Genomic DNA, 26,833 nt, shown 5'->3' on the forward strand with positions numbered 1-26,833 from the left:
TAAAATCTCTCAGGGGCGAGCAAGACAGGGCATGTCGGAAAGGAGATCCCCACGTCCTGGGTTCAGCACTGTACACCGTATCCCGCAAGGGAAGTTATACTGACAAAGCCTTGATTCGACAGTGCCTGTTTTACCCTGTGCCGGTTCTCTCGAACCCACCAGAGCGATAACGTGTATTTGTACAGGAGCCTCGCCATAACGAGATCGTTGTAAAGCGTGAGGAATAATACGCCTGTTTAAATTTATCGCTCAGGAAATTAAATAATGTTTAAGGAAGGTTTAGGTAAATCTTATTAATAAAATGTTGAGGGTTTATTTAAGGTTATTCCTTTTAAATGGAGGATTAATTAACGGGGGGAAGGAAAATGGCGTGGTTTGATAATCTGCTGAATCATTTTGCGCTTTATCCGGCACATCTGTTCGCGCTGTTATTCGTAATGGCGCTGAGCAAGTCCACGGTGCTGATCTCCTCCGTGCTGCCGCCCGCCTCGGTGATGCTGCTGGCGGGCATCGGCGTCAGCCAGGGGAGCATGCACCCAGCGCTGGCGTGGCTCGCCGTGGTGCTGGGGGCAACGGCGGGATCGGTGCTGAACTACCATATCGGCCAGCTGATGGGGCACACCCGGCTGGTCGCGCGCTTTACGGCGAAGCATGCCGCTACGTTTTTACGGGTTCAGCATCAGCTGCAAAAAAACGGTGTCATCGTACTGTTTACGTCGCGCTTTCTGGCGGTGTTGCGTTATGTCGTGCCGCTGGCGGCGGGGATGCTCAGGCTGAACGCCGTCAAAGTTTACGCCGTCAGCCTGCTTTCCGCCTGTGCATGGGCGGCGCTGTATGTCGGCGCGGTCACCGGCATCAGCGCCTTTTGAGTTACAGACTCCCCATTCCGCCGTCCACCAGCAGCTCCGTTCCTACCGTGTAGCTCGACTCGTCGGACGCCAGATAGAGCGCGGCTTTTGCCAGCTCCGTCGTCGAGCCCATTCTGCCGAGCGGCACCAGCTTGATGATCTCCGCCATCATCGCGTTAAGCGTCTCTTCGCTTAAGCCCGTCTTCGTAAATGCCGGCGTTTCCACCGGACCGGGGCTCAACCCGTTGACGCGGATCCCGCGCGGCAGCAGCTCCGCCGACAGCGTACGCGCCAGCGACAGGAGGGCGGCCTTGCTCGCGGCATACACGCTGCTGGTGGGCAGACCGATGCGTGCGCTCACGGAGCCGCAGAGGATCACCGACGACGGGTTATTCAGCAGCGGCAGCAGCGCCTGAATTAAAAAGAACGGTCCCTTCAGGTTGATGCCCATCAGGCGGTCCCACGCATCCTCCTGCCAGGCTTCCAGCGGCGCGTGCGTCACGTCGCCAGCGTTGAGAAACACCGCGTCCAGGCGTGGCCAGCGAGCGGCGAGAGTTTCCGCCAGCGCTTTTTGCGACGCGATATCGCCTGCGTCGGTTGGGATCACCCAGGCCTTATCGCCCAGAATGCGCTCTGCTTCGGCGAGGGTGTCCGGGTTGCGTCCGGTCACGGCGACTCGCGCGCCTTCGGCGATAAACGCCTGCGCGGTGGCAAGACCAATGCCGCTGGTGCCGCCGGTAATCAGCGTATATTTATCGGTTAAACGACCCATGTTCTTCTCCTGAAATGTCACTGGAGAAAGCACTATAGAAACGTTAGTATCGAAAGGAAACCAGGTACCAAATGGATACTAACGAGGCAAGAGGTGTGCTATGGCAGAAATGCTGGAGGTGTGCTGCGAAAAAAAATCTGAGGCGTATACCTGCCCGATGACGCAGTTTGTCAACCTGATATCCGGTAAGTGGGCGATCCCCATTCTCTATCGCCTGATTGTGTTCAACACGCCCGTACGCTTTGGCGATCTGCTGCGTGCCGCTGCCCCCATCACGCAGAAAGAGCTGACGAAGCAGCTCCGCCTGTTTGAGCAGCGCGGGCTGGTGACGCGGACGGTCTACCCGGAGATCCCCCCGCGCGTGGAGTATCAAATTACCGAGCTGGGGTTAACCCTGCAGGACGCACTTTCGCCGCTGGCCGCCTGGATGAGCGAGTACGGCGACCAGCTTGAGCGTTAGGCTACTGTTTCACGTAGCGCGGTGCCGGAACCCCGGTGCGCGCGCTGTTAAACAGCTCAAGGCGCGCCGCTTCGTAGCGATCCCACAGGGCGGCGTCATGCATCGGCGGAATAGTGATCTGTTCGCCCTGATCCAGACCCGCCAGTGAAGCATCGACCATATCATCGGTGGTCATCACCGACCCTTCCGGCAGATCGTTCACCGTAACCCCTGAATGGCTCCAGATCTCCGTCGCCGTCGCGGCGGGCAGCACGGCCTGAATGCGCACGCTGCTATCGGCAAATTCTTCCTGCAGTCCGCGGGTAAAGCTCAGTACCCAGGCTTTGGTGGCGCTGTACAACGCGCTGCCCGCACGGACATGGAGAGATAACACCGAGGCGATATTGATCAGCGTCCCGCGATTGTTCTGCGCCAGGCGGGGCAGGATGGCGTAGGTCAGACGCATCAGCGCCGTGGTGTTGAGGGTGTTGATGGCCTGATGCTGCGCCACATCGCCCGCGAGGAACGGGGCCATCTGCGCGGTGCCCGCGTTGTTTACCAGCGTATCGATGGCGGTATTGTGGCGCAGTTCATTTTCCACGGCGCGGATCCCGGCTTCATCGCTGAGATCGGCCACCAGTATAGCGACGGCCACGCCATAGCGCGCGCGCAGGTCGGCGGCGAGGGTTTTCAGGCGATCCTCGCGGCGGGCGACCAGGACCAGGTTAGCGCCGCGCGCGGCAAGGCGATCGGCATAGACGGCCCCGATCCCGGAAGAGGCGCCGGTAATTAAGGCGGTGGTGATTTGCGTAGTCATCATGTGTTACCTCAAAGCAAAGTGGGTTATTTGGTTTCAATATGAAACTGAATTAACTCTCTGCTATTTGGTTTTATAATGCAACCGTTTTGCCGGGCATTTTGTGCTTTTGCCGTTGGGAACGATCAGGAGGGGAGTTTAGCCACGATCTCTTCAGGCGTCAGCTCGCGCCCATCGTCGGCGATAAGCGCGAGTTTACGCAGGGGTTTGCGCTGTTCGCTATCGACGAGAACGGTGCCGCATTCGTTTTCCGCGAACAAAAATTCATTGCCCCACTGGGAGAGAGCAACCAGCACCGTCTGGAGTGCGCGTCCCTTGTCGGTCAGAACGTATTCCTGCCAGGCGCTGCCGTCGGAGGCGGGCTGAAGCCGGAGGATGCCTTCATCGACCAGCAGCTTCAGCCGCGAGGTGAGCATGTTTTTTGCGATACCGAGGCTTTTCTGAAACTCACCGAAGCGTTTAATCCCGCGCAGCGCGTCGCGAACGATCAGCAGCGACCACCAGTCGCCAATGATATCCAGCGAACGGGCGACGGGGCAGGTGCTCTCTTCAAGGCGGGTGCGTTTCACGGTCAGGTCTCCGGTGTGGTATGGTTTTATTATAAAACTAATTAGCGCCCACCGTAAGCACGTTAATCATCAGTTTGAGAAATGCTTCCCGAAAAAACTGTCACGAATCTGTCACACTCACTGGAATATTAAAAAAACGTGAGGAACGAGGGATGAGAAAAGCACTACTCGCAGTGGCCGTGGCAGGTACCCTTTCAATGACCTTTGGCGCACAGGCGCAGGAGACGCCGAAAGGCTATCAGCTTGAGCAGGTGTTAATCATGAGCCGTCACAACCTGCGCGCACCGCTCGCTAACAACGGCAGCGTGCTGGAGCAGTCCACGCCGAAGCAGTGGCCGGAGTGGGACGTGCCGGGCGGTCAGCTCACCACCAAAGGCGGCGTGCTGGAAGTCTATATGGGCCATTACATGCGCGAGTGGCTGGCAGAGCAGGGGATGGTGAAGACGGGAGAGTGTCCGCCAGCGGATAGCGTTTATGCTTACGCCAACAGCCTGCAGCGTACTGTCGCCACCGCGCAGTTCTTTATCACCGGCGCGTTCCCGGGCTGCGACGTTCCTGTGCACCATCAGGAAAAAATGGGCACCATGGATCCGACCTTCAATCCGGTGATTACCGATAACTCGCCGGAATTCCGCGAAAAAGCGCTGAAGGCGATGGAGACCGAGCGGCAGAAAATGCAGCTTGGCGAAAGCTATAAGCTGCTGGAGCAGATGACAAATTACGCCGATTCCCCGTCCTGCAAAGAGAAAAAAGTCTGCTCCCTGGCGGACGCGAAAGATACCTTCAGCGCCGACTATGAAAAAGAGCCTGGCGTATCCGGGCCGCTGAAGGTGGGTAACTCGCTGGTGGACGCGTTCACGCTGCAGTATTACGAAGGGTTCCCGGCCGACCAGGTGGCCTGGGGTGAAATCAAGACCGACCAGCAGTGGCGCGTGCTGTCGAAGCTGAAGAACGGCTATCAGGACTCGCTGTTTACCTCCACCGAGGTGGCGCAAAACGTGGCGAAGCCGCTGGTGAAATATATCGATAAAACGCTGGTCACCGAACAGGCGAAAGCGCCTAAGATTACTCTGCTGGTAGGGCACGATTCGAACATCGCTTCACTGCTCACCGCGCTGGATTTCAAGCCGTATCAGCTGCATGACCAGCAGGAACGGACCCCGATCGGCGGCAAGATTGTCTTCCAGCGTTGGCACGACAAAAACAGCAATCAGGAGCTGATGAAAATTGAGTATGTCTACCAGAGCGCGGAGCAGCTACGCAACGCCAGCGTGCTGTCATTGCAGTCGCCCGCGCAGCGCGTGACGCTGGAGCTGAAGGGCTGTCCGGTGGACGCGAACGGCTTCTGTCCGGTTGATAAATTCAATGCGGTGATGAATAACGCGGCGAAGTAAGAGAGAACCCCCCGCATGGCGGGGGGAAACGCTTAGACGTTTTTACGTTCGATGGTTTGCTCGCCCCAGAAGAGCGAGTCTTTGTCCGTTTTTTTGAAGGCGCGAATCAGCACTTCATCATTGCCTTCTTCCCAAATCTGCTCGGCCAGCTTTTCGTCGTAGTTCGCGACTTCAAAGATGGCTTCGGCAATCTCCGGAGAGGTGTTGCGTAAACTTGCCCATTCGCCCACGTGGTGAGCTTTGGATTCCTGTGTTGGCATACTTTTCCTCCTGTTGGGTTAGCCGTTCAGTTTTTTAGCGAGACCCGCGACGTATTCACCCTGATAGCGGGCGATGGAGAGTTCTTCATTGCTTGGCTGACGTGAGCCATCCCCACCGGCAATGGTGGTTGCGCCGTACGGCGTCCCGCCGCGCACCTGGGAAACGTCAAACAGCTCCTGCGCGCCGTAGCCAATTGGCACAATCACCATCCCATGATGAGCAAGGGTAGTCCAGGTTGAGGTAATCGTCTGCTCCTGGCCGCCGCCGGTACCGGTGGAGCTGAATACGCTGGCGAGTTTGCCGTACAGCGCCCCGGATGCCCAGAGCCCGCCGGTTTGATCGAGGAAGGTACGCATCTGGCCTGACATATTGCCGAAGCGGGTCGGGGTGCCGAAGATAATGGCATCATACTCCGCCAGCTCCTGCGGGGTGGCGACCGGGGCATTTTGTGTTTTTCCCCCGGCTTTGGCGAACGCTTCCGCCTGCATGGTTTCCGGTACGCGTTTTACCACAACCTCAACGCCGTCCACTCTGTTTGCACCTTCTGCTACCGCGTGAGCCATGGTTTCAATGTGTCCATACATGGAATAATAGAGCACCAGAACTTTTGCCATTTTGCATCACTCCTCGTTGGTTTTTCTGACAGCGGATCGCTGCGTTCATTTAAAGATATGACATCACGGCCAGACTGCAAAAATGAACGGCATTTCTTTGATTTATAACAACATGGTTACAATAAGGTGCTGTAGCAAAATGAAACAACTTTCTGGGCGTCGAATTTTAAAATGATAAGAAAGGCTTATAGATTTCCGTCGCGTTATCTGACCCGAAAGGCGGATATCATGTTGCAGAATATTACCCGTGGCTTGCCGGATAGCCTCAGTCCACTAAGCTTAGTTTCACGCGGCACAGATAAAGGCCCTGTCCTTTAGCCGCGAGGTGAAAGAATCCTCTTTTACTGAATGCAATATGATGTCTAATGTTTCACACTCTGGAGGTTAGAGATGGCAAACCATCGTGGTGGTTCAGGTAATTTCGCTGAAGACCGTGAAAGAGCATCAGAAGCAGGTCGTAAAGGTGGCCAGTCTAGCGGGGGTAACTTCAAGAACGACCCTCAGCGCGCATCAGAGGCTGGTAAAAAAGGGGGTAAAAATAGCCACGGCAGCAGTAAGTAGTACGCCGGGTTGACTCCCTGCCGCCGGGTTTCCCGGCGGTTTTTTTTATGTCTGCAACATTGAACTGTAACCAAAGGCAACGCACACTACAGAATTGATCTCACTTGTTGGTGTCGCATGTCCGTCTTACGCTTTAAATTCTCCATAAAACCGCAGGAAGCCATCCTTATTCTCATCACCATGTTCTGGGGCGGGACCTTTCTTGCCGTCCAGTACGCGGTGACCCTCAGCGATCCGTTCTTTTTTGTCGGCCTGCGCTTTGCGACAGCGGCGATAGCCGTGGGGCTGATCTCCCTTAAAACGCTGCGGGGTCTGACGCTGAAGGAACTCAAGGCCGGCGTGGCGATTGGGATTGCGATAGCGATGGGCTACAGCCTGCAGACGTGGGGATTGCAGACCATCTCCAGCAGCAAATCCGCTTTTATTACCGCCATGTACGTGCCGCTGGTGCCGCTGCTGCAATGGTTATGCCTCGGACGGCTACCGGGGCTGATGTCCTGCATTGGCATCGTGCTGGCGTTTATCGGCCTGATTTTATTAGCCGGGCCGGAAAATAACCTGCTGGCGCTGGGGCCGGGCGAGATCATTACCCTCGTCGGGGCCATTGCCATCGCGGCGGAAATTATTTTGATCAGCGCCTGGGCTGGGAAAGTGGACGTCAAGCGCGTGACGGTGGTGCAGCTCGCGACGGCGTCGCTGGTGGCCTTCGCGACGATGGTGCCAGCCGGGGAATCCGTGCCGCCGATGTCCACGGGGCTGGTGGTGGTCGCGCTGGGGCTTGGCATCTTCAGCGCCATTATCCAGGTGACCATGAACTGGGCACAGCGCAGCGTATCGCCAACGCGGGCGACGGTGATCTACACCGGTGAACCGGTCTGGGCGGGCATTTTCGGACGACTGGCCGGCGAGCGTTTACCGCTGCTGGCGCTGGTGGGCGCGGCGTTTATTGTCGCCGGGGTGCTGGTGAGCGAGTTGAAGTTAAAAAAACGACGTAAGGCGATTGCCGGGGTAGGTGCTGAACAAGGTGCAGATAGCTAACAACGCGCACGCTACCGTTTTGCCCGGCGGCGCTACGCTTGCGCGGGCCTACATCCCAACTGTAGGCCGGGTAAGCATAGCGTCACCCGGCAAGAAAGTGACACACATATCAGGTGGACGGGGTGATGGCTTCCCCCTGCGCCACATCCCCTTTCCGGCGGCTCAGCAGGGCGTTAAGCAGGATCGCGCCGAAGGTCGCCGTACCAATCCCGCCAATCGTAAACCCGCCCAGCGTCAGGGCAAAATCGCCCGCGCCCAGCACCAGCGTGACGGCCACCATGATCAGGTTGCTGTTCTGGCTGAGGTCAACCCGATGCTGCACCCAAATGCGCGCCCCGGCCACGGCGATCAGCCCGAACACCACAATCGACGCGCCGCCGATGACCGGTGACGGAATGGTGTGGATCAGTGCGCCGAACTTCGGTGAGAAACCAAGAAGGATCGCCATTACCGCCGCCGCCACGAAGACCAGCGTTGAGTAGACCTTGGTCACCGCCATCACGCCGATGTTTTCCGCATAGGTGGTCACGCCGCTGCCGCCCACGGAGCCTGAGAGCATGGTCGCCAGCCCGTCGCCGACGAACGCGCGGCCCATGTACGGATCCATGCTGCGCCCGGTCATTCCCGCCACCGCCTTCAGGTGCCCTAAGTTTTCCGCCACCAGGATCACCGCCACCGGGGCGATAAGCATCATCGCCTGCGTGTTAAAGGTGGGCGAGGTCACCTGCGGCAGACCGAACCAGGCTGCCTGATGAAGCAGGGTAAAATCGACCGGCTTGCCCATGCCGAACACGTTCGCCAGCAGGGCGTAGATCAGACAGGCGACAATCAGCCCGACCAGGATCAGCAGACGCTGGATCATCCCGCGCGTAAAGACTGCCACCAGGCCGATGCACAGCACCGTGATCACCGCCATCCAGCTTTCAAACGGCGAAGCGGAGACGCTTTTCACCGCAATCGGCGCGAGGTTCAGGCCTATCGCCATCACCACCGCGCCGGTGACGACGGGGGGCATCATCCGTTCGATCCAGCGCGTGCCGATCTTCATCACAACGAGACCAATCAGGGTATAGACCAGCCCGCAGGCGATGATGCCGCCGAGGGCCACGCTCAGGTTGGGGTTGATCCCCTGGCCGTTAAAACCGGTAGTGGCGATGACCACGCCGACAAAGGCGGCGCTGGATCCCAGGTAGCTGGGCACGCGCCCGCCGGTGACAAAAAAGAACAGCAGGGTGCCGATTCCCGACATCAGAATAGACAGGTTGGGATCGAGCCCCATCAGCATCGGCATCAATACCGTCGCGCCAAACATCGCGACCGCATGCTGGACGCCCATCACCATGGTTTGCCCGAGCGGGAGGCGTTCATCCGGCGCGACCACGCCTGCTTCAGTGGAGGTCGATTTCAACTGCCAGTGGGGAAATCCGAACATGGTCTGTCTCCTTAAAGCGCCTTAGCAGGCGGGTCGCATAAGCGCGTGGTAGCTGCGGTCAAACCACACCAGACCTTGCGGGGCGGGGTGGCGAATAATCGATACGATGTCGCAAAACAGAATGTCGTGAGTACCGACGCTGACCACCTGACTGATGCGGCAGTCAAACGAGGCCAGCGCATCCTCCAGACGCGGGCAGCCCGTGTCGCCCGTCTGCCAGCGGGCGGCGGTAAAGCGTTCCGCCATCGGCGTTTTGCCGCCAAACAGATTGGATAAAGACTCCTGTCCGGCACTCAGGGTATTCACGCACAGGGTGCGGTTTTCGCTGAACGTGGGCCAGACCGACGCGCCGCGGTTCAGGCACACCAGCAGGGTGGGAGGGGAATCCGTGACGCTGCATACCGCGCTGGCGGTGAAGCCCGCCATCCCCGCCGGGCCGTCGGTGGTGATGATGTTGACCGCCGCGCCGACGCAGGCCATGGCGTCGCGAAAGGTTTGTTTATCGGGTGTCATCACGATCGCTCCTTACGCCAGTCCGCAGGCATCGTCGAAGGTCAGGCGCGGCAGGCGCCCGTAAAGTTTGCGCGTATCGCCATAGCCAATGTTGATCAGCAGGTTGCTTTTAAGCGTTGTGCCGGTGAAAAAGGCCTCGTCGACCTTTTGTCGGTCAAAGCCCGACATCGGGCCGGTGTCCAGCCCCAGGGCGCGACAGGCGAAAATCAGATACGCGGCCTGCATTGAGCTGTTGCGAAAGGCCGTCTCTTCCGCCAGCGCGGGGCTTGCGGTAAACCAGCTTCTGGCATCGCCGTGCGGGAACAGCTCGGGCAGGCGTTCGTAGAATTCCCCGTCCCAGGCGACAATCGCTGTCACCGGGGCGGTAAGCGTTTTCTCGAGGTTGCCGCTGGAGAGCGCCGGGCGCAGCTTCTCTTTTCCCTCTGCGCTTCGCACAAAGACAATGCGCGCCGGTGAGCAGTTGGCAGACGTCGGGCCCCATTTCATCAGGTCATACATCTCGCGCAGCGTCTCGTCGCTGACCGGCATATCCAGCCAGCCGTTGTGGGTGCGAGCACCGGTGAACAGCGTTTCCAGCGCGGCGGGGGTAATGGCTTCGCTCATTAAAGCTCCTTATAAAGCGGGTTCAGGGCTGTGCAGCAGGCTGGCAAGCCCGTTCAGCAGCAGGGTGTTAAAGGTGTCCGGCTCGGTGACGTTGCAGGCATGTCCGCCCTGGCGCATGACCGTTTTGTGGGCGTGCGGGAGGGCGGCGTGCAGTTCAGCGGAACAGACGGACGGCACCAGCACGTCGTCGGCGGAACAGATAATGTGAACCGGGCAGCGAATGCGTGCGGACTGGCGGCGGAAGTCTGCTTTTTTCAGGGCGCTGAGCCTGCGCAGCAGGTTGGTTTTACCCTGGAAATGGGCCAGCGCCAGCGCTTCTTCGGCCTCCAGACGCGGCGCGCGGGCGGCCATCCAGTCTGCCGGGTAGAGAAACAGCGGCTGCGCCTCGACCCACGCCTGCGCGCCGCCGGAATGCAGCAGCCGCTCGCGAACGTCAAAACAGCGGCGGGTGTGGGCATTGAGGGTCAGCCAGCCGTTGACGCACACCAGCGCGGTGAGGGCGTCTGGCCTGTCGAGGGCCAGCTGCAGGCCGACCAGCGCACCGAGCGCGTGTCCGACGACGCTGTAGCGCGCAATGCCTGCGTCAGCCAGCGCCTGGGCGAGCTCGTCTGCCATCTGCGCAAGGCTGTAACCCTCCGGCAGGGTGTCGGGGTTATTGCCCGTTCCCCGCTGGTCATAGCACACCACCTGATACTCCGGCTCCAGCGCGGCCTGCTGGGGCAGCCAGTAGCTGCCGCTGCCGCCGAGACCGGAAATAAAGACCACCACGGGCGCACCCTCGTACGGCGGCGGCGAGACGGAAAGTTTCATGCCTGCCTCACTTCGCGATGTGCGCAACGGTGGCGATCTCAACCAGCGCGTCCGGTTTTACCAGCCCACACTGAATGCAGAACCGCGCCGGTTTATCGCCGGGGAAGAACTCGGCGTAGATTTCGTTAATCGCGGCGTAGTTTTTCCAGTCGGTGATAAAGATGCTGTTGAAGGTCACGTCCTCCATGGTGCCACCCGCCGTTTCGATCACTGTTTTGATCGTCTCCAGCACGTGGCGGGTTTGCGCCTTTGGGTCGTTGATAAATACCACGTTGTTGTCTTTATCAAACGGCAGCGTGCCGGAGACATACACCACGCCGTCGGCGAGGGTGCCGGGGACAAACGGGGCGATGGACGTGCTGGTGCCCGGCGGGATGATTACGGATTTCGGCATCGTGTGTCTCCTCAGGCGATACGGGCGAGCGGAGGATTCAGGGCGTCGCAGAAATCCGCAACGTTACTGACCCAGCCAAAAAAGGTTTCGATATTGAACAAAGCTGCCTTTTGGGCGAATTCCGGCCCGGCCTGATGGGTCGCGTCTTCCAGCACCACGCCGAAATACTCGAGGAAAAAGCCGTCGCGCAGGGTCGATTCCACGCAGACGTTGGTGGCAATGCCGGTGAACACCAGGTGGCGAATGCCCCGGCTGCGCAGCAGGCTGTCGAGCGGGGTGTTGAAAAAGCCGCTGTAGCGCGGTTTCGGCAGGACGATATCGCCCGCCTGCGGGACCAGCTCATCCACCAGCTGATAATCCCAGCCGCCTTTGGCCAGCAGCTTGCCCTGCAGTTCGGGCCGTTTACGCATGGTTTTCAGGGCGTTGGATTTGTGGAAGTTGGGTGAGCCGGGGCCACCGGCTTCGACGTACTGGTCGTCCCAGCCGTTCTGGAACCAGATGATGAGCATTCCCGCCGCGCGCGCGGCGGCGACGGCGGTTTTGATGTTCTCGATCACAGGCCTTGTGGCGGAGACGTCGAACCCCGCCAGATCCAGATAACCGCCCTGGCTGGCATAGGCGTTTTGCATGTCTACCACAATCAGCGCGCTCTGCTGCGGCGCAAAGGTGATGGCTTCCGGGCGAGCGTTTAAGGTCGTCATTACGCCACCTCCTTCGTGACGGCAGGAATGTGGGCGCGGCACTGCATCAGCGGCTGGATGCGCTCGCCGAAGGTTTCCACGCCGGTGAGGAAATCATCGAAGGTCAGCAGGACGCCCTCCGCGCCGGGTACGGCCGCCACTTCGTCGAGCATCCTGGCAACGCTGGCATACGAGCCGACCAGCGTGCCCATGTTGATATTGACGGCGGAGGTCGGGTCGGCCATCTGACGCACGTTGGTGTCTGCGCCGGAACGGGTGTCTTTCTGGCTCTGCTCGGTAAGCCAGCTCAGGGCTTCGTCGTCAGCGCCGTCCTTATACCGTTCCCATTTGGCGCGTGCGGCGTCGTCGGTTTCGTCGGCAATGACCATGAACAGCACGTACGAGCCCACGTCGCGCCCGGTTTTGTCGGCGGCCTCCTTCATGCGCGTGGCGGTCGGGGCAAAGGCGGCAGGGGTGTTAACGCCTTTGCCGAAGCAGAAGTTAAAGTCGGCGTATTTCGCGGAGAATTCCATCCCCGCGTCGCTCTGCCCGGCGCAAATCACCTTCATCGGCACCGACGGCTGCGGGCTGACGCGGCAGTCGTTCATGGTAAAGAAGTCGCCTTTGAAGTCGCTTTTGCCGGTGCCCCACAGGTCGCGCAGCACCTGTACGTATTCGGTCAGGTAGTCGTAGCGACGGGAGAAGTAATCGTCCCCCGGCCAGAGTCCCATCTGCTCGTACTCCGGTTTTTGCCAGCCGGTGACCAGGTTAACGCCAAAGCGCCCTCCGGAGATGGAGTCGATGGTGGAGGCCATGCGTGCCACGATCGCGGGCGGAAGGGTGAGGGTGGCCGCGGTGGCGTAGATCTGGATCCGCGAGGTAACCGCTGCCAGCCCGGCCATCAGTGTGAAGGACTCCAGGTTGTGATCCCAGAATTCCGTTTTGCCGCCAAAGCCGCGCAGCTTGATCATCGAAAGCGCAAAGTCGAAATGGTAGTGCTCCGCTTTCTGCACGATGGCTTTGTTCAGCTCAAAGGTCGGCATGTACTGCGGTGCAGTGGTCGAGATAAGCCAGCCGTTGTTGCCGATGGGTACAAATACGCCAATTTTCATCACGAACCTCTCTTCATTACGTCGCAGGTGTAACGGTGGTTTTGCAAAGGCAATGCCAGTTTTGAAAACGCTTGTGTTATTAATGTGTTAATGGGAGGTTGGGGAATTGATGCCGCTAAATGTGGACTAAATGGTCAAAAACATTGCACAGAAAACAGGCACTCATGCGCGATGGGAGTGCAGAAGGTCGTGGCGAGGCGGGGGTTTTGCTATGCTGAGCGCAGGAAAGAAAATGGAGAGCGGAAATGACACAAGGCGCAGTGAAAACACCCGGAAAACGTTCGCAGGCGGTGAGCGCCAAGAAGCAGGCGATCCTCAGCGCCGCGCTGGAGACCTTTTCACAGTTTGGCATTCACGGCACGCGCCTGGAGCAGGTGGCGGAGCAGTCCGGGGTGTCTAAAACCAATCTGCTCTACTATTACCCGTCGAAAGAGGCGCTGTATGTGGCGGTGATGCAGCAGATCCTCGATATCTGGCTGGCGCCGCTCAAGGCATTTCGCGAAGAGCTGGCCCCGCTGGTGGCTATCGAGGAGTACATTCGCCTGAAGCTCGAGGTGTCGCGCGATTACCCGCAGGCGTCAAGGCTGTTTTGTCTTGAGATGCTGCAGGGCGCGCCGCTGCTACAGGCGGAGCTGACGGGGGATTTAAAGCAGCTGGTGGACGATAAGTCGGCGATTATCGCCGGATGGGTTGCCAGCGGTAAGCTGGCCCCGGTCGACCCGCAGCACCTGATCTTTATGATCTGGGCCGCAACCCAGCATTACGCTGACTTTGCGGCCCAGGTCGAGGCGGTAACCGGTAAAACGCTCCAGGACGAGGCGTTTTTCCAGAGCACCCTCGAAAACGTGCAGCGGATGATTATCGAAGGGATCCGCGTGCGTTAATTGCCCGGCGGGAGAGGGCAGCTTAAGTCGCCCTCTTCACACTGCATCAGCGAGGCCAGAAACGCCTCGCGCTCCACGGTTTTTTCCGCCAGGCACTGGTTAACAATCATTGGCTGGACGCTCCCGCCTTCCGTCCCCGAACCGATAAACGCGCAGTCCGCGTCGCGCAGGGTAATCCACGCCTGCTGCGCTTTTTTCAGCAGGTCGCGCTGGGGGGCCGCCGCGCGTTTGATGGCGGCCTGATAGGTCTGGTTGAGTTTTTTATCGGCTGCCTGGTACTGCTGCGCGCTACAGGTATTCAGTTCAAGCTGCGTAGTGGCGTTGTCGCACTCGTTGGCAAGCGCGCTAGTGCTGAGCAGCAGTGCCGCACCGGCGATAAGATATCGTTTCATATACTCCCCAATAAAATAAGGCTCCGTCTCCGGAGCCTTATTAGCACAGCGTTAGCCGATAGTCATCAGGCTGGCGTTACCGCCCGCCGCTGCGGTGTTGACGCTGAGCGAGCGCTCCACGTACAGACGCTCCAGCAGCAGGTTGGTTTCCCCGCGGGCGAAGCCCTGCACGGAAACAATCGCCCCGCTGCGGGCCGCCACCTGCTCGCACAGCTCGCGCAGCTGGTCGGAATCACCGTGGTAGATCACCGCGTCAAACGGCTGGGTCAGCAGGGCATCGGCCTTCGCAAAGCGAATGCGGGCCGAAACCGCTTTCGGCAGCTGTTTGGCGAGATCGCGATGCAGCGCATCGTCCGGCCACAGCACTTCACACCCGGTGGCCATCGCGGCGGCCAGCTGTACCAGCGCGTCCTGCTCGTTATCCGCCACGCACAGTACGCGTTCGCGCGGCATCAGCGTCCAGGTGTTGCGCTCGCCTGTCGGCCCCGGCAGCAGACGCTGGGTACCGGCCTGCGCCAGCTCGCCGTACTGCTGCGCAATCGCACGCAGTTCAGGACGGTTATCAGCCCACTTAATCAGCGCCTCCAGCGGCTGGGTCAGCACGGTTTTCAGCTGCGCATCCACCGGATACTCCGCATCCTGACGCGCCAGGGTGACTCCCAGTGCGTTCTCAGGACGGTTCGCCAGCAGACGATACAGGTAGAGCGGGCCGCCCGCTTTCGGACCCGTACCGGAGAGGCCTTCGCCGCCGAACGGCTGCACGCCCACGACCGCGCCAACCATGTTGCGGTTGACGTACAGGTTGCCGACTTTGGCCGTGCCGGTGACCTGCGCAATGGTCTCGTCGATACGGGTATGCACGCCGAGCGTCAGGCCGTAGCCGGAGGCGTTGATCTGGTCGATAAGCGCGTTGAGGTTGTTACGGTTGTAACGCACCACGTGAAGCACCGGGCCGAAGACCTCTTTTTTCAGCTCGTCGAAGCTCGCCAGCTCGATCAGCGTTGGCGGCACAAAGGTGCCCGTACGCCACTCGCGGGCATCTTCGCTGTTCTCGCGCACCGCCTGGAACACCGGACGGCCTTTGGCGCGCATGGCCTGAATGTGGTTTTCAATGTTGGCTTTGGCTTCCGCGTCGATCACCGGCCCGATGTCGGTGGTGAGACGGCCCGGGTTGCCCATGCGGCATTCCGCCATCGCGCCGCGCAGCATCTTCAGCGTGTGGTCAGCCACGTCATCCTGTAAGCACAGCACGCGCAGGGCGGAGCAGCGCTGACCAGCGCTGTCGAAGGCGGAGGCCAGCACGTCAACCACCACCTGCTCGGTGAGGGCGGAGGAGTCAACAATCATGGCGTTCATGCCGCCGGTTTCGGCGATAAGCGGGGTAGGACGACCCTGCGCATCCAGACGGGTGGCGATGTTGCGTTGCAGCAGGGAGGCCACTTCGGTCGAACCGGTAAACATCACGCCGCGCACGCGGTTATCGGAGGTGAGTTTGGCGCCCACCGTTTCACCGCGCCCTGGCAGCAGTTGCACCACGCCCGCCGGAACGCCTGCTTCCAGAAGAATGTTGATGCCCTGGGCGGCAATCAGCGGGGTTTGCTCTGCCGGTTTCGCCAGCACGCTGTTGCCTGCGGCAAGGGCGGCGGCAATCTGGCCGGTGAAGATGGCCAGCGGGAAGTTCCACGGGCTGATACAGACCACCGGACCGAGCGGACGGTGCGTTTCGTTGTCGAAATCATCGCGCACCTGACCGGCGTAGTAGTGCAGGAAGTCGACCGCCTCGCGCACTTCGGCGATGGCGTTGCTGAAGGTTTTACCCGCTTCGCGCACCAGAATGCCGATGAGCTGCTGCATCTGATCTTCCATCAGCACCGCGGCACGTTCCAGAATGGCGGCACGCTCCTGCGGCGGGGTGGCGAACCAGATTGGCGCGTTGTTCACCGCGCTCTCCAGCGCCTGTTCCACTTCTGCTTCGGTTGCTTCACGCGCGTAGCCGACGATGTCCTTCGGCTCTGCCGGGTTGATCACCGGCTGCATTTCACCGTCCTCAACGGACTGCTCAAGGATCGGTTTAGCCTGCCACTTCTGCAATGCGCTGTTGAGCAGGGCAGAGGAGAGCGACGCCAGACGGTGTTCGTTCGCCAGATCCAGGCCCGCCGAGTTGACGCGGCCCGCGCCGTACAGCTCGCGCGGCAGGGCAATTTTCGGATGCGGCAGACCAATCTGGCCTTCCTGCGCCGCCAGCTTCTCAACGGCCTGCACCGGATCGGCCACCAGTTCGTCGAGCGGCAGGGTGGTGTCGGCGATGCGGTTAACGAAGGAGGTGTTCGCCCCGTTCTCCAGCAGACGACGCACCAGGTACGCCAGCAGGGTTTCGTGGGTGCCCACCGGGGCATAGATGCGGCACGGGCGGTTCAGCTTGCCGTCCGCCACTTTACCGGTGACCTGCTCGTACAGCGGTTCGCCCATGCCGTGCAGGCACTGGAACTCGTACTGGCCCGGATAGTAGTTCTGCCCGGCCAGGCTGTAGATCGCCGCCAGGGTATGGGCGTTGTGGGTCGCGAACTGCGGATAAATCAGGTTCGGCACGCCGAGCAGTTTTTTCGCGCACGCGAGGTAAGAGACGTCGGTGTAGACCTTGCGGGTATAGACCGGATAGCCTTCCAGACCTTCCATCTGGGCGCGTTTGATTTCGCTGTCCCAGTAGGCGCCTTTCACCAGGCGGATCATCAGGCGGCGACGGCTGCGGCTGGCCAGGTCAATCAGGTAATCAATGACGAACGGGCAGCGTTTCTGGTAGGCCTGGATAACGAAGCCAATCCCGTTCCAGCCTGCCAGTTCCGGCTCGAAGCACAGTTTTTCCAGCAGATCGAGGGAGATCTCCAGACGGTCAGCCTCTTCGGCGTCGATATTAATGCCGATGTCATACTGGCGCGCCAGCAGGGTCAGGGACTTCAGGCGCGGATAGAGCTCTTCCATCACCCGGTCATACTGCGCACGGCTGTAGCGCGGGTGCAGGGCAGAGAGCTTAATAGAGATGCCCGGACCTTCATAAATACCGCGACCGTTGGACGCTTTACCGATGGCGTGGATCGCCTGCTGGTAAGAGACCATGTAGGCCTGCGCATCGGCGGCGGTGAGCGCCGCTTCGCCCAGCATGTCATAGGAGTAGCGGAAACCTTTGTCCTCCAGCTTGCGGGCGTTCGCCAGCGCTTCGGCAATGGTTTCCCCGGTGACGAACTGCTCGCCCATCAGGCGCATCGCCATGTCCACGCCTTTGCGGATCAGCGGCTCGCCGCTCTTGCCGATAATGCGGTTCAGAGAGCGTGACAGGTTGGCTTCGTTATGGGTGGAGACCAGCTTGCCGGTAAACAGCAGACCCCAGGTGGCGGCGTTGACGAACAGCGACGGGCTGCGGCCAATGTGGGAGTGCCAGTTGCCGTTGCTGATCTTGTCGCGGATCAGCGCGTCGCGGGTAGCTTTATCCGGAATACGCAGCAGCGCTTCCGCCAGGCACATCAGCGCCACGCCCTCCTGTGAGGAGAGGGAGAACTCCTGCAACAGGCCCTGCACCATCCCGGCGCGGCCGGTGGCTGTTTTCTGGTTGCGCAGCTTGTCGGCTAACTGATACGCCAGGCTGTGCGCCTGGGCGGCAACGGCTTCCGGCAGGCGGGCCTGCTCCAGCAGCATCGGCACGGCGTCGGTTTCGGCGCGGCGGTAGGCGCCGGTAATGGCGGCGCGGCTGACGGACTGCGGCAGGATCTGCTCGGCAAATTCCAGGAACGGCTGGTGGTTCTCTTCCACAGTCGTCGCGGCCTCTTCGCTTTCGTTCGCTGCGCCCGCCAGCAGGGCAGGCAGCTCCGGCAGGCCTTCTTCACTCTCCAGTCTTTCCAGATAGTTAAAAATCGCCTGCTTGATTAACCAGTGCGGTGTGCGGTCGATGCGGGTCGCAGCGGTTTTAATCCGTTCGCGGGTAGCGTCATCCAGCTTAACCCCCATGGTGGTCATCCCCATGCCAAAACTCCTGTTGTTCTGTAATAGCGTTCTGTTGATAGCGTGAAATATCCACCATGTTGCAACTTTGTGCAACCGTGTTAAATGTGACCTGGTTTGCAAGCTGGAAAATGAATGGATTGTTAACGAATGGTTAGCTGGAAAAAAGCGCTGGCTTCTGCATGCGAAGCCTGTTTTTATGCGGTGCTTAACACTTTTCAAAGGTGCAACCCGTATAAATGTGAGCGAGTGCAACCTATAGGAAAGACGTATAAAACCAGGGATGAAATTCATGTAAATGCAGTGTTAAATCGTTTGTCAGTGGGAAGCGTATACGGCAGGATAGCGCGCCCAACGGAAACACATACACACATCACTACGTTCCGGTGATGACATAACAAGGCAACCCGGACGGTTGTCGCTCGACATTTTGGAGAATTTGAATGGCTATTAGCACACCGATGCTGGTGACATTTCTCGTTTATATTTTTGGCATGATCCTGATAGGGTTTTTGGCATGGCGTTCCACTAAAAACTTTGACGACTACATCCTTGGCGGGCGCAGCTTAGGCCCAATGGTCACCGCACTCTCTGCGGGCGCTTCAGACATGAGCGGCTGGCTGCTGATGGGGCTGCCGGGCGCGATTTTCATCTCCGGTATCTCCGAAAGCTGGATCGCCATCGGCCTGACCGTCGGCGCGTGGATCAACTGGAAGCTGCTGGCAGGCCGTCTGCGCGTGCATACCGAAGCCAACAACAACGCTCTGACGCTGCCGGATTACTTCACCGGACGCTTTGAGGATAACAGCCGCATTCTGCGCATTATCTCCGCGGTGGTGATCCTGCTGTTCTTCACCATCTACTGTGCCTCCGGCATCGTGGCGGGCGCGCGCCTGTTCGAAAGCACCTTCGGCATGAGCTATGAAACCGCCCTGTGGGCCGGTGCGGCAGCCACCATCCTCTATACCTTCGTGGGCGGTTTCCTGGCGGTAAGCTGGACCGATACCGTGCAGGCGAGCCTGATGATTTTCGCCCTGATCCTGACCCCGGTGATTGTCATTTTCACCGTCGGCGGCTTTGGCGAATCGCTGGAAGTGATCAAGCAGAAGAGCATCGAAAACGTCGATATGCTTAAAGGGCTGAACTTCGTCGCCATCGTCTCCCTGATGGGCTGGGGCCTGGGCTACTTCGGCCAGCCGCACATTCTGGCGCGCTTCATGGCGGCGGATTCTCACCACACCATCGTTCACGCGCGTCGCATCAGCATGACGTGGATGATCCTGTGTCTGGCGGGCGCGTGTGCGGTCGGCTTCTTCGGTATCGCCTACTTCAGCAATAACCCGGCGCAGGCGGGCGCGGTGAACCAGAACGCCGAGCGCGTGTTCATCGAGCTGGCGCAGATCCTGTTTAACCCGTGGATTGCCGGTATTTTGCTCTCCGCGATCCTGGCGGCGGTGATGTCCACCCTGAGCTGTCAGCTGCTGGTTTGCTCCAGTGCAATCACCGAAGATCTCTACAAGGCCTTCCTGCGTAAAAATGCGAGCCAGAAAGAGCTGGTGTGGGTAGGGCGCTTTATGGTGCTGGTGGTGGCGCTGGTAGCCATTGCGCTGGCAGCCAACCCGGAAAACCGCGTGCTGGGTCTCGTGAGCTACGCGTGGGCGGGCTTCGGTGCCGCGTTTGGGCCGGTGGTGCTGTTCTCCGTCATGTGGTCACGCATGACCCGCAACGGCGCGCTGGCGGGGATGATCATCGGTGCGGTGACCGTCATCGTCTGGAAGCAGTTCGCGTGGCTGGGCCTGTACGAAATCATTCCGGGATTCATCTTCGGCAGCATCGGTATTGTAGTGTTCAGCCTGCTGGGTAAAGCCCCGTCTGCCTCTATGCAGAAGCGCTTTGCGGAAGCGGATGCGCACTACCACACTGCGCCGCCGACTAAGCTTCAGGCAGAATAATTTTCCCACGTAACACCGTAGGCCGGGTAAGCGCAAGCGCACCCGGCTTTTTTCTTGCCAAAATTCGTATTTTCCTGTGATATCCATGTGCTTATAACAATGAGGATAGCGATACATGACCATCAAAACAGGGGTAATGGCAGCGGCATTATTGATGCTGGCGGGCTGCAATGCGCCATCGCAACATGCGGCGGTAGAGACTTGCAAAGCGGATAACCAGATGCAGCAGACCACGCTCTATTTTGGCTTGAATCGCCCGGCAGGGGCGCAGATTACCAGCAGCGAGTGGCAGCAGTTTGTTGACCAGGACGTGACGCCGCGTTTTCGCGATGGCTTAACGGTGTTTGATGCGCGCGGGCAGTGGCTGGGCAACGACGGAAAAGTGGCGCGTGAACCGAGCAAGGCGCTGATGCTCATCCACGGTAAAGACGCGCAGAGCGAGAAGAACATCGAAGCGTTGCGCGGGATCTATAAGTCTCGTTTCGCGCAGGAATCGGTGATGCGAGTCGACCAGCCGGTGTGCGTACAGTTTTAATAAAAAACGGCGGGATAACCCGCCGTTGTTGTTTTGTAGCAAAGCTATTTACAGCACTAATCCCGCAAAGCTCGCCGACAGCAGGCTCACCAGCGTCGCACCGTATACCAGGCGCAGACCAAACCGCGACACCACGTTGCCCTGCTGCTCGTTCAGCCCCTTAATCGCCCCGGCGACGATGCCGATGGAGGCGAAGTTAGCGAACGACACCAGGAAGACGGACAAAATACCCAGCCCGCGCGGTGACATTTCATGAGCAATTTTTTGCAGTTCAATCATCGCCACAAATTCATTCGCCACCAGCTTGGTTGCCATAATGCTTCCCGCGTTTAACGCATCGCTGAGTGGAATCCCGATAAGCCACGCCAGCGGATAAAACACATAGCCCAGGATCTGCTGGAAGCTCATGCCGAATACGCTGGAGAAGAGGGCGTTAACGGCGCTGATGAGGGCGATAAAGCCAATCAGCATCGCCAGAATAATCATCGCCACCTTAAAACCGGCCAGAATATACTCGCCCAGCATTTCAAAGAAGCTCTGGGATTCATGCAGTTTTTCCAGCTTGATATCCGGCTCGGCTTCCGGACGTACCGGGTTAATGACCGAGAGAATAATAAAGGTGCTGAACATGTTCAGGATCAGCGCGGCAACGACAAATTTGGCGTCGAGCATGGTCATATAGGCACCGACAATCGACAGGGAGACCGTCGACATGGCCGTGGCCGCCATGGTGAACAGACGACGAGAGGAGAGATCCCCCAGCACGCCTTTATAGGCAATGAAGTTTTCCGACTGGCCAAGGATCAGCGAGCTCACCGCGTTGAACGATTCCAGCTTGCCCATCCCGTTCAGCTTTGACAGCAGCGTCCCGATGATTCGAATAAAAATCGGCAGGATCCGCCAGTGCTGGAGAATACCAATCAGTGCGGAAATAAAAATAATCGGACACAGCACGCCGAGGAAAATAAACGCCAGCCCTTTTTCTCCCATTCCGCCAAAGACGAAATTCGTCCCTTCCGAGGCAAATTTCAGCAGTGACTCAAAGAAGCCGGAAACGTATTTAATCAGGAATAGCCCGCTTTCGGCGTGCAGGAAAAAGAACGCCAGGGCAATTTCAATAACAATCAGCTGTAAAACATAACGAATGCGAATTTTTCGGCGGTCGAAACTCACCAGCCAGGCAAGCGCAAGAATAATCACCAGCGCCAGCAGGAAATGGACAATCTTAAACATGGAATATTTTCGGTTGGTTTTTGAGGCGGATATTTAGCCACAGCACTGGTTAACCGTAAATGGGCATTTTTATTATAACTTATAAACTTAACGGTAACGGCGGCAACTATTAACAGGCTTTGAGTTTACAACTCGTCATCAAATCACCACACATTTCGCTTGTGTTTCCTTCTGCCGTAATGATAATCACTATCACAAGAATTTACCTTTCTTTGCATCAGTTGACCGCGATTAACATTTAAGGTGTCGGCATGTTTGTTCCATTTCTCATTATGTTACGTGAAGGCCTTGAAGCGGCCCTGATTGTCAGCCTTATCGCCAGCTATCTGAAGCGCACCCAGCGTGGGCGCTGGATTGGCGTGATGTGGGTTGGCGTCTTCCTTGCCGCGGCGCTCTGCCTGGGCTTAGGTATCCTCATCAATGAAACCACCGGCGAATTCCCGCAGAAAGAGCAGGAGCTGTTTGAAGGTATCGTCGCCGTGATTGCGGTGTTCATCCTGACGTGGATGGTCTTCTGGATGCGCAAAGTTTCCCGCAACGTGAAGGTGCAGCTGGAGCAGGCGGTGGATAACGCCCTGCAGAAGGGGAATCACCACGGCTGGGCGCTGATTATGATGGTCTTTTTCGCCGTGGCACGCGAGGGTCTGGAATCGGTTTTCTTCCTGCTGGCGGCATTCCAGCAGGATGTGGGCATCTGGCCGCCGCTGGGTGCCATGCTCGGTCTGGCAACGGCGGTGGTGCTGGGCTTTCTGCTCTACTGGGGCGGCATTCGCCTCAACCTGGGCGCCTTCTTTAAATGGACCAGCCTGTTCATTCTGCTGGTGGCCGCGGGGCTGGCGGCAGGGGCGATCCGCGCCTTCCACGAGGCGGGCCTGTGGAACCACTTCCAGGACGTGGCGTTCGATCTCAGCAACGTTCTCTCCACCCATTCACTGACCGGCACCCTGCTCGAAGGCATCTTCGGCTACCAGGAAACGCCGAGCGTCAGCGAAGTGGCGATGTACTTTATCTATCTGGTTCCGGCGCTGGTGCTGTTCGCGATGCCGCCGCGTACCGGTTCGCAGGCGTCGCGCGTTGCGCCGTAATTATTGTTTTAGTTACAACATACTTTTTAAGGGAAGAGTCATGGCAATTCAGTTTCGTCGTAGTGCATTGTGCGCAGGCATTGCCGCGCTGTTCGCTTCTGCATTCGCTGCGCAGGCTGCGGATATTCCGCAGGTAAAAGTCACCGTTAACGATAAGCAGTGCGAGCCGATGACCATCACGGTTAACAGCGGTAAAACCCAGTTTATCATCCAGAACCACAGCCAGAAGGCGCTGGAGTGGGAGATCCTCAAAGGCGTGATGGTGGTGGAAGAGCGCGAGAACATCGCGCCGGGCTTCAGCCAGAAGATGACCGCCAACCTGCAGCCGGGTGAATACGACATGACCTGCGGCCTGCTGACCAACCCTAAAGGCAAGCTGATCGTCAAAGGTGCAGCGACGGCGGACGCGGCCAAAGGCACGGCCCTGCTGAGCCTGGGCGACGCTATCACCGCCTATAAAGCCTACGTCACCAAAGAGACGGCGGACCTGGTCACGGGCACCAAAGCCTTCACCGACGCCGTGAAAGCGGGCGATATCGAAAAAGCGAAATCCCTGTACGCGCCAACCCGTCAGCACTACGAGCGCATCGAGCCGATTGCCGAGCTGTTCTCTGACCTCGACGGCAGCATTGATGCCCGCGAAGATGACTACGAGCAGAAGGCCGCCGATCCGAAATTCACCGGCTTCCACCGTCTGGAAAAAGCCCTGTTTGGCGATAACTCCACCAAAGGAATGGAGAAATACGCCGGGCAGCTGAACACCGACGTGCTGGAGCTGCAAAAGCGCATCAGCGAGCTTGCCTTCCCGCCGTCGAAGGTGGTGGGCGGCGCGGCCGGTCTGATTGAAGAAGTGGCCGCGAGCAAAATCAGCGGTGAAGAAGATCGCTACAGCCATACCGACCTGTGGGACTTCCAGGCCAACGTCGACGGTGCGCAGAAGATTGTCGAGCTGCTGCGTCCTCAGCTGCAGAAAGAGAACGGCGAACTGCTGGCGAAAGTAGATGCCAACTTCAAAAAGGTCGATACCATCCTGGCGAAGTACCGTACCAAAGACGGGTTCGAAACCTACGACAAGCTGACCGACGCCGACCGTAACGCGCTGAAAGGCCCGATTACGACGCTAGCGGAAGATCTCTCCTTGCTGCGCGGCGTACTGGGTCTGGACTAAGCACGATGAACAAGCACGAAGAATTCGACGTGGCGGAACCTTCCCGACGTCGTTTGTTAAAAGGGGTAGGGGCGCTGGGCGGCGCGTTTGCCCTGGCGGGAGGTTGCCCGGTGGCGCATGCGGCGAAACCGCAGAGCGCGCCCGGTACGCTCTCGCCGGATGCCCGCATGGAGACCCAGCCGTTTTATGGCGCGCACCAGGCGGGTATTCTCACGCCGCAGCAGGCTTCCATGATGCTGGTGGCCTTTGATTCGCTGGCCAGCGACAAGGCGGATCTGGAGCGTCTGTTCCGCCTGCTGACGGCGCGTATCGCGTTTCTTACCGCGGGCGGGCCGGCACCGGATACGCCGAACCCCCGCCTGCCGCCGATGGATTCCGGTATCCTCGGGGCGTTTATCGCGCCGGATAACCTGACCATTACCGTGTCGGTAGGGGAGTCGCTGTTTGATGGCCGCTACGGCCTGGCAAAACAGAAGCCGAACGCGCTGCAGAAGATGACGCGCTTCCCGAATGACTCCCTCGACGCGGCGCTGTGCCACGGCGATCTGCTCCTGCAGATTTGTGCCAATACTCAGGACACGGTGATCCACGCCCTGCGCGATATCATCAAGCACACGCCGGATCTGCTGAGCGTGCGCTGGAAGCGGGAAGGGTTTATCTCTGACCACGCCGCCCGCAGCAAAGGCAAAGAGACGCCGGTTAACCTGCTGGGCTTTAAGGACGGCACGGCCAACCCGGACAGCAGCGATGCGGCGCTGATGAAAGACGTGGTGTGGGTGACGGCAGATCAGGGGGAACCCGCATGGGCGGTGGGCGGCAGCTACCAGGCTGTGCGCATTATTCAGTTCCACGTGGAGTTCTGGGACCGCACACCGTTGAAAGAGCAGCAGACGATTTTTGGCCGCGACAAGCAGAGCGGGGCGCCGCTGGGCATGAAGCACGAGCATGATGTGCCGGACTACGCGAACGACCCGGATGGCGACGTTATCGCGCTCGACAGCCATATTCGCCTTGCCAACCCGCGCACCAAAGAGACGCAGTCCAGCCTGATGATGCGCCGTGGCTACAGCTATTCGCTGGGCGTGACCAATTCCGGCCAGCTTGATATGGGGCTGCTGTTCGTCTGCTATCAGCACGATCTGGAGAAAGGCTTCCTGACCGTGCAGAAGCGGTTAAACGGCGAAGCGCTGGAAGAGTACATTAAGCCCATCGGCGGCGGCTATTTCTTTGCCCTGCCCGGCGCGCGCGATGCTGGCGCGTATCTCGCACAAGGGCTGATGGAAGCCTGATAATCGTCCCTGCGATAGTTCGCGGGGACATTATTTTTTCATATGACTATCTTATTGTTATATTTCTGTAATATTCATATATAAGACTGATTCCGCTGCAGGAACAGTCTTAAAAGTTGCATTCAGGTAAAATAAATGTTGCATTTATGATAACTCCTGATGTACTTAAGATAAGACAGCGGTAGTTCCCGGCAGTGATGCTGAATCACTATGGAGATCGCGAATGGTTGCGTCCTGTACTGGACAAGGTAAACATAACAACCGCAGCACCCGGCGCGGAGGCTCAGACTCCGGCAGCGATTTCCTCACCACTAAATTCTCCCCCACACCTCAAGAATCTGATTCGACCGACGTGCAGACCGGTGCGCGTAGCCGTTCTGTATCGTCATCTGATAAAGCAAGCAATGGCTTACAAGGAAGCCAACCCTCTGATGTTCGTGCGCATAATCGTGCCGAAGCTGGCGCGTGTGATGAATACCAACAACTCAAGGTGCTATCCATGGGAAGACAAAAAGCAGTGATCAAAGCTCGTCGCGAAGCAAAACGTGTGCTGAGACGGGACTCACGTAGCCATAAACAGCGTGAAGAAGAATCGGTCACCTCGCTTGTGCAGATGAGTGGCGTAGAAGCAATTGGCATGGCCAGAGACAGCCGTGATAATTCTCCAATTGTGGCGCGCAATGAGGCTCAGGCGCACTACCTGAATGCTATCGAGAGTAAACAGCTCATCTTTGCAACCGGTGAAGCCGGATGCGGGAAAACCTGGATCAGTGCAGCCAAAGCAGCGGAAGCACTGATCCATAAGGACGTGGAGCGCATTATTGTTACCCGTCCTGTACTGCAAGCTGATGAAGATCTCGGCTTCCTGCCCGGCGATATTTCGGAGAAGTTTGCTCCGTACTTCAGGCCCGTCTATGACGTGCTGGTGAAGAGACTGGGTGCATCCTTTATGCAGTACTGCCTGCGACCAGAGATTGGCAAGGTGGAAATCGCGCCGTTCGCCTATATGCGCGGACGTACATTTGAAAATGCGGTCGTTATTCTTGACGAGGCTCAGAACGTGACCGCTGCGCAAATGAAGATGTTTTTAACGCGCCTCGGGGAGAACGTGACGGTTATCGTCAACGGCGATATTACCCAGTGTGACCTGCCGTCGGGCGTGAAGTCCGGCCTCAGCGACGCCATGTCACGTTTTGAGGAAGATGAGATGATTGGGGTGGTTCGTTTCACCAAAGAGGACTGCGTGCGCTCGGCGCTCTGTCAGCGCACGCTGCAAGCGTATTACTGAGTTTGCTGTTGTGTTCAAGGCCCGGGAAACCGGGCTTTGTTTTATGTGCAATTTATTCTCTCGCCCTGGGGAGAGGGTTAGGGTGAGGGTCTCAGGCCGCACCGAGCTGAATATAGCACCGGGGGGGATTGACTCGCTTCGCTCGCCCTGCGGGCAG

At 58.6% G+C, this 26,833-nt stretch carries 27 protein-coding genes and 1 riboswitch; of the genes, 12 read left to right on the forward strand and 15 right to left on the reverse strand.

Features of this window, described 5'->3' with window-relative positions; genetic code table 11:
* Positions 1–40: 40 nt before the first annotated feature.
* Positions 41–210, reverse strand: a riboswitch (M-box (ykoK) riboswitch).
* Positions 211–365: 155 nt separating this feature from the next.
* Entirely contained in the window at positions 366–869 is a 504-nt protein-coding gene (locus tag AC2FAJ_RS10325; RefSeq protein WP_041910556.1) for a DedA family protein, read from the forward strand.
* 1 nt (position 870) lies between these two features.
* Here AC2FAJ_RS10325 and AC2FAJ_RS10330 read toward each other — a convergent pair whose 3' ends face one another.
* Positions 871–1,620 (reverse strand): SDR family oxidoreductase, encoded by a 750-nt coding sequence (locus AC2FAJ_RS10330; RefSeq protein WP_028012645.1) that lies wholly within the window; start codon positions 1,618–1,620, stop codon positions 871–873.
* A gap of 100 nt (positions 1,621–1,720) precedes the next feature.
* Between AC2FAJ_RS10330 and AC2FAJ_RS10335 the strand changes: the two genes are divergently transcribed.
* On the forward strand, positions 1,721–2,080 hold the full coding sequence (locus AC2FAJ_RS10335) for a winged helix-turn-helix transcriptional regulator (RefSeq protein WP_023335206.1): 360 nt from the start codon (positions 1,721–1,723) through the stop codon (positions 2,078–2,080).
* A gap of 1 nt (position 2,081) precedes the next feature.
* Here AC2FAJ_RS10335 and AC2FAJ_RS10340 read toward each other — a convergent pair whose 3' ends face one another.
* Both AC2FAJ_RS10340 and AC2FAJ_RS10345 read right to left on the reverse strand, forming a co-directional pair.
* A complete protein-coding gene (locus AC2FAJ_RS10340) occupies positions 2,082–2,876 on the reverse strand; it encodes an SDR family NAD(P)-dependent oxidoreductase (RefSeq protein WP_028012646.1) in 795 nt (264 codons plus the stop codon).
* Positions 2,877–3,001: 125 nt separating this feature from the next.
* Positions 3,002–3,445, reverse strand: coding sequence for a winged helix-turn-helix transcriptional regulator (locus AC2FAJ_RS10345; protein WP_028012647.1), 444 nt, complete (start codon positions 3,443–3,445; stop codon positions 3,002–3,004).
* A 152-nt stretch (positions 3,446–3,597) separates the two neighbouring features.
* On the opposite strand from AC2FAJ_RS10345, the gene agp reads away from it, so the two are divergent.
* The gene (agp, locus tag AC2FAJ_RS10350; protein WP_193359507.1) at positions 3,598–4,839 is read left to right on the forward strand and encodes a bifunctional glucose-1-phosphatase/inositol phosphatase; all 1,242 of its coding nucleotides are present in this window, start codon (positions 3,598–3,600) and stop codon (positions 4,837–4,839) included.
* 32 nt (positions 4,840–4,871) lie between these two features.
* On the opposite strand, the gene AC2FAJ_RS10355 is transcribed toward agp, so the two are convergent.
* Both AC2FAJ_RS10355 and wrbA read right to left on the reverse strand, forming a co-directional pair.
* Positions 4,872–5,099, reverse strand: coding sequence for a YccJ family protein (locus AC2FAJ_RS10355; RefSeq protein WP_048958427.1), 228 nt, complete (start codon positions 5,097–5,099; stop codon positions 4,872–4,874).
* 18 nt (positions 5,100–5,117) lie between these two features.
* Entirely contained in the window at positions 5,118–5,714 is a 597-nt protein-coding gene (wrbA, locus tag AC2FAJ_RS10360; RefSeq protein WP_041910554.1) for an NAD(P)H:quinone oxidoreductase, read from the reverse strand.
* Between the two features lie 390 nt (positions 5,715–6,104).
* Here wrbA and AC2FAJ_RS10365 point away from each other — a divergent pair, with 390 nt between their 5' ends.
* Both AC2FAJ_RS10365 and AC2FAJ_RS10370 read left to right on the forward strand, forming a co-directional pair.
* On the forward strand, positions 6,105–6,275 hold the full coding sequence (locus AC2FAJ_RS10365; RefSeq protein WP_059354485.1) for a con-10 family general stress protein: 171 nt from the start codon (positions 6,105–6,107) through the stop codon (positions 6,273–6,275).
* A gap of 117 nt (positions 6,276–6,392) precedes the next feature.
* A complete protein-coding gene (locus tag AC2FAJ_RS10370; protein WP_485454109.1) occupies positions 6,393–7,313 on the forward strand; it encodes a DMT family transporter in 921 nt (306 codons plus the stop codon).
* Between the two features lie 109 nt (positions 7,314–7,422).
* Here the strand turns inward: AC2FAJ_RS10370 and rutG are convergent, their stop codons facing one another.
* From rutG to rutA, 7 genes are read right to left on the reverse strand one after another with little or no spacing between them, the layout of a single operon-like run.
* Positions 7,423–8,745, reverse strand: a complete 1,323-nt coding sequence (gene rutG, locus AC2FAJ_RS10375) for a pyrimidine utilization transport protein G (protein ID WP_047364260.1) — start codon at positions 8,743–8,745, stop codon at positions 7,423–7,425.
* 21 nt (positions 8,746–8,766) lie between these two features.
* On the reverse strand, positions 8,767–9,258 hold the full coding sequence (rutF, locus tag AC2FAJ_RS10380) for an NADH-dependent FMN reductase RutF (RefSeq protein WP_047364261.1): 492 nt from the start codon (positions 9,256–9,258) through the stop codon (positions 8,767–8,769).
* 12 nt (positions 9,259–9,270) lie between these two features.
* Entirely contained in the window at positions 9,271–9,861 is a 591-nt protein-coding gene (locus AC2FAJ_RS10385; protein ID WP_041910551.1) for a malonic semialdehyde reductase, read from the reverse strand.
* Between the two features lie 9 nt (positions 9,862–9,870).
* Positions 9,871–10,671, reverse strand: coding sequence for a pyrimidine utilization protein D (gene rutD, locus AC2FAJ_RS10390; RefSeq protein ID WP_028012656.1), 801 nt, complete (start codon positions 10,669–10,671; stop codon positions 9,871–9,873).
* A 7-nt stretch (positions 10,672–10,678) separates the two neighbouring features.
* Positions 10,679–11,065, reverse strand: a complete 387-nt coding sequence (gene rutC / locus AC2FAJ_RS10395; protein ID WP_236307357.1) for a pyrimidine utilization protein C — start codon at positions 11,063–11,065, stop codon at positions 10,679–10,681.
* An 11-nt stretch (positions 11,066–11,076) separates the two neighbouring features.
* The gene (rutB, locus tag AC2FAJ_RS10400) at positions 11,077–11,766 is read right to left on the reverse strand and encodes a pyrimidine utilization protein B (protein WP_028012657.1); all 690 of its coding nucleotides are present in this window, start codon (positions 11,764–11,766) and stop codon (positions 11,077–11,079) included.
* Positions 11,766–12,857 (reverse strand): pyrimidine utilization protein A, encoded by a 1,092-nt coding sequence (gene rutA / locus AC2FAJ_RS10405; RefSeq protein ID WP_248112074.1) that lies wholly within the window; start codon positions 12,855–12,857, stop codon positions 11,766–11,768. The genes rutB and rutA overlap by 1 nt, the downstream gene beginning before the upstream one ends.
* Positions 12,858–13,102: 245 nt before the next feature.
* Here rutA and rutR point away from each other — a divergent pair, with 245 nt between their 5' ends.
* On the forward strand, positions 13,103–13,741 hold the full coding sequence (gene rutR, locus AC2FAJ_RS10410) for an HTH-type transcriptional regulator RutR (RefSeq protein WP_028012659.1): 639 nt from the start codon (positions 13,103–13,105) through the stop codon (positions 13,739–13,741).
* Here the strand turns inward: rutR and AC2FAJ_RS10415 are convergent.
* Both AC2FAJ_RS10415 and putA read right to left on the reverse strand, forming a co-directional pair.
* Positions 13,738–14,133, reverse strand: coding sequence for a lysozyme inhibitor LprI family protein (locus AC2FAJ_RS10415; RefSeq protein ID WP_041910548.1), 396 nt, complete (start codon positions 14,131–14,133; stop codon positions 13,738–13,740). The two genes, rutR and AC2FAJ_RS10415, sit on opposite strands and share 4 nt — an antisense overlap.
* 51 nt (positions 14,134–14,184) lie before the next feature.
* Entirely contained in the window at positions 14,185–18,147 is a 3,963-nt protein-coding gene (gene putA, locus AC2FAJ_RS10420; RefSeq protein WP_485454110.1) for a trifunctional transcriptional regulator/proline dehydrogenase/L-glutamate gamma-semialdehyde dehydrogenase, read from the reverse strand.
* A gap of 422 nt (positions 18,148–18,569) precedes the next feature.
* Between putA and putP the strand changes: the two genes are divergently transcribed.
* Together putP and AC2FAJ_RS10430 are read left to right on the forward strand one after the other, a co-directional pair.
* Complete coding sequence (gene putP, locus AC2FAJ_RS10425) at positions 18,570–20,078, forward strand: sodium/proline symporter PutP (protein ID WP_485454111.1); 1,509 nt, start codon at positions 18,570–18,572, stop codon at positions 20,076–20,078.
* Between the two features lie 115 nt (positions 20,079–20,193).
* A complete protein-coding gene (locus AC2FAJ_RS10430) occupies positions 20,194–20,613 on the forward strand; it encodes a DUF3574 domain-containing protein (RefSeq protein ID WP_041910545.1) in 420 nt (139 codons plus the stop codon).
* A gap of 48 nt (positions 20,614–20,661) precedes the next feature.
* Here AC2FAJ_RS10430 and AC2FAJ_RS10435 read toward each other — a convergent pair whose 3' ends face one another.
* A complete protein-coding gene (locus tag AC2FAJ_RS10435) occupies positions 20,662–21,846 on the reverse strand; it encodes a NupC/NupG family nucleoside CNT transporter (RefSeq protein WP_047368266.1) in 1,185 nt (394 codons plus the stop codon).
* Between the two features lie 251 nt (positions 21,847–22,097).
* On the opposite strand from AC2FAJ_RS10435, the gene efeU reads away from it, so the two are divergent.
* From efeU to phoH, 4 genes are all read left to right on the forward strand, one after another.
* Entirely contained in the window at positions 22,098–22,931 is an 834-nt protein-coding gene (gene efeU / locus AC2FAJ_RS10440) for an iron uptake transporter permease EfeU (RefSeq protein WP_028012665.1), read from the forward strand.
* 40 nt (positions 22,932–22,971) lie between these two features.
* Complete coding sequence (efeO, locus tag AC2FAJ_RS10445; RefSeq protein WP_028012666.1) at positions 22,972–24,099, forward strand: iron uptake system protein EfeO; 1,128 nt, start codon at positions 22,972–22,974, stop codon at positions 24,097–24,099.
* A gap of 5 nt (positions 24,100–24,104) precedes the next feature.
* A complete protein-coding gene (gene efeB / locus AC2FAJ_RS10450; protein WP_028012667.1) occupies positions 24,105–25,388 on the forward strand; it encodes an iron uptake transporter deferrochelatase/peroxidase subunit in 1,284 nt (427 codons plus the stop codon).
* Positions 25,389–25,887: 499 nt separating this feature from the next.
* Positions 25,888–26,676 (forward strand): phosphate starvation-inducible protein PhoH, encoded by a 789-nt coding sequence (phoH, locus tag AC2FAJ_RS10455; RefSeq protein WP_024908976.1) that lies wholly within the window; start codon positions 25,888–25,890, stop codon positions 26,674–26,676.
* The last annotated feature ends 157 nt before the right edge of the window (positions 26,677–26,833 follow it).

Source organism: Enterobacter cloacae complex sp. 385G4, from assembly GCF_057320665.1.

What these genes read in the sequence shown, in the direction of transcription:
- AC2FAJ_RS10325 (WP_041910556.1), top strand. Translation starts at nt 366, where the DNA reads ATGGCGTGGTTTGATAATCTGCTGAATCATTTTGCGCTTTATCCGGCA.
- AC2FAJ_RS10330 (WP_028012645.1), bottom strand. Translation starts at nt 1,620, where the DNA reads ATGGGTCGTTTAACCGATAAATATACGCTGATTACCGGCGGCACCAGC.
- AC2FAJ_RS10335 (WP_023335206.1), top strand. Translation starts at nt 1,721, where the DNA reads ATGGCAGAAATGCTGGAGGTGTGCTGCGAAAAAAAATCTGAGGCGTAT.
- AC2FAJ_RS10340 (WP_028012646.1), bottom strand. Translation starts at nt 2,876, where the DNA reads ATGACTACGCAAATCACCACCGCCTTAATTACCGGCGCCTCTTCCGGG.
- agp (WP_193359507.1), top strand. Translation starts at nt 3,598, where the DNA reads ATGAGAAAAGCACTACTCGCAGTGGCCGTGGCAGGTACCCTTTCAATG.
- AC2FAJ_RS10355 (WP_048958427.1), bottom strand. Translation starts at nt 5,099, where the DNA reads ATGCCAACACAGGAATCCAAAGCTCACCACGTGGGCGAATGGGCAAGT.
- wrbA (WP_041910554.1), bottom strand. Translation starts at nt 5,714, where the DNA reads ATGGCAAAAGTTCTGGTGCTCTATTATTCCATGTATGGACACATTGAA.
- AC2FAJ_RS10365 (WP_059354485.1), top strand. Translation starts at nt 6,105, where the DNA reads ATGGCAAACCATCGTGGTGGTTCAGGTAATTTCGCTGAAGACCGTGAA.
- AC2FAJ_RS10370 (WP_485454109.1), top strand. Translation starts at nt 6,393, where the DNA reads ATGTCCGTCTTACGCTTTAAATTCTCCATAAAACCGCAGGAAGCCATC.
- rutG (WP_047364260.1), bottom strand. Translation starts at nt 8,745, where the DNA reads ATGTTCGGATTTCCCCACTGGCAGTTGAAATCGACCTCCACTGAAGCA.
- rutF (WP_047364261.1), bottom strand. Translation starts at nt 9,258, where the DNA reads ATGACACCCGATAAACAAACCTTTCGCGACGCCATGGCCTGCGTCGGC.
- AC2FAJ_RS10385 (WP_041910551.1), bottom strand. Translation starts at nt 9,861, where the DNA reads ATGAGCGAAGCCATTACCCCCGCCGCGCTGGAAACGCTGTTCACCGGT.
- rutD (WP_028012656.1), bottom strand. Translation starts at nt 10,671, where the DNA reads ATGAAACTTTCCGTCTCGCCGCCGCCGTACGAGGGTGCGCCCGTGGTG.
- rutC (WP_236307357.1), bottom strand. Translation starts at nt 11,065, where the DNA reads ATGCCGAAATCCGTAATCATCCCGCCGGGCACCAGCACGTCCATCGCC.
- rutB (WP_028012657.1), bottom strand. Translation starts at nt 11,766, where the DNA reads ATGACGACCTTAAACGCTCGCCCGGAAGCCATCACCTTTGCGCCGCAG.
- rutA (WP_248112074.1), bottom strand. Translation starts at nt 12,857, where the DNA reads ATGAAAATTGGCGTATTTGTACCCATCGGCAACAACGGCTGGCTTATC.
- rutR (WP_028012659.1), top strand. Translation starts at nt 13,103, where the DNA reads ATGACACAAGGCGCAGTGAAAACACCCGGAAAACGTTCGCAGGCGGTG.
- AC2FAJ_RS10415 (WP_041910548.1), bottom strand. Translation starts at nt 14,133, where the DNA reads ATGAAACGATATCTTATCGCCGGTGCGGCACTGCTGCTCAGCACTAGC.
- putA (WP_485454110.1), bottom strand. Translation starts at nt 18,147, where the DNA reads ATGGGGATGACCACCATGGGGGTTAAGCTGGATGACGCTACCCGCGAA.
- putP (WP_485454111.1), top strand. Translation starts at nt 18,570, where the DNA reads ATGGCTATTAGCACACCGATGCTGGTGACATTTCTCGTTTATATTTTT.
- AC2FAJ_RS10430 (WP_041910545.1), top strand. Translation starts at nt 20,194, where the DNA reads ATGACCATCAAAACAGGGGTAATGGCAGCGGCATTATTGATGCTGGCG.
- AC2FAJ_RS10435 (WP_047368266.1), bottom strand. Translation starts at nt 21,846, where the DNA reads ATGTTTAAGATTGTCCATTTCCTGCTGGCGCTGGTGATTATTCTTGCG.
- efeU (WP_028012665.1), top strand. Translation starts at nt 22,098, where the DNA reads ATGTTTGTTCCATTTCTCATTATGTTACGTGAAGGCCTTGAAGCGGCC.
- efeO (WP_028012666.1), top strand. Translation starts at nt 22,972, where the DNA reads ATGGCAATTCAGTTTCGTCGTAGTGCATTGTGCGCAGGCATTGCCGCG.
- efeB (WP_028012667.1), top strand. Translation starts at nt 24,105, where the DNA reads ATGAACAAGCACGAAGAATTCGACGTGGCGGAACCTTCCCGACGTCGT.
- phoH (WP_024908976.1), top strand. Translation starts at nt 25,888, where the DNA reads ATGGGAAGACAAAAAGCAGTGATCAAAGCTCGTCGCGAAGCAAAACGT.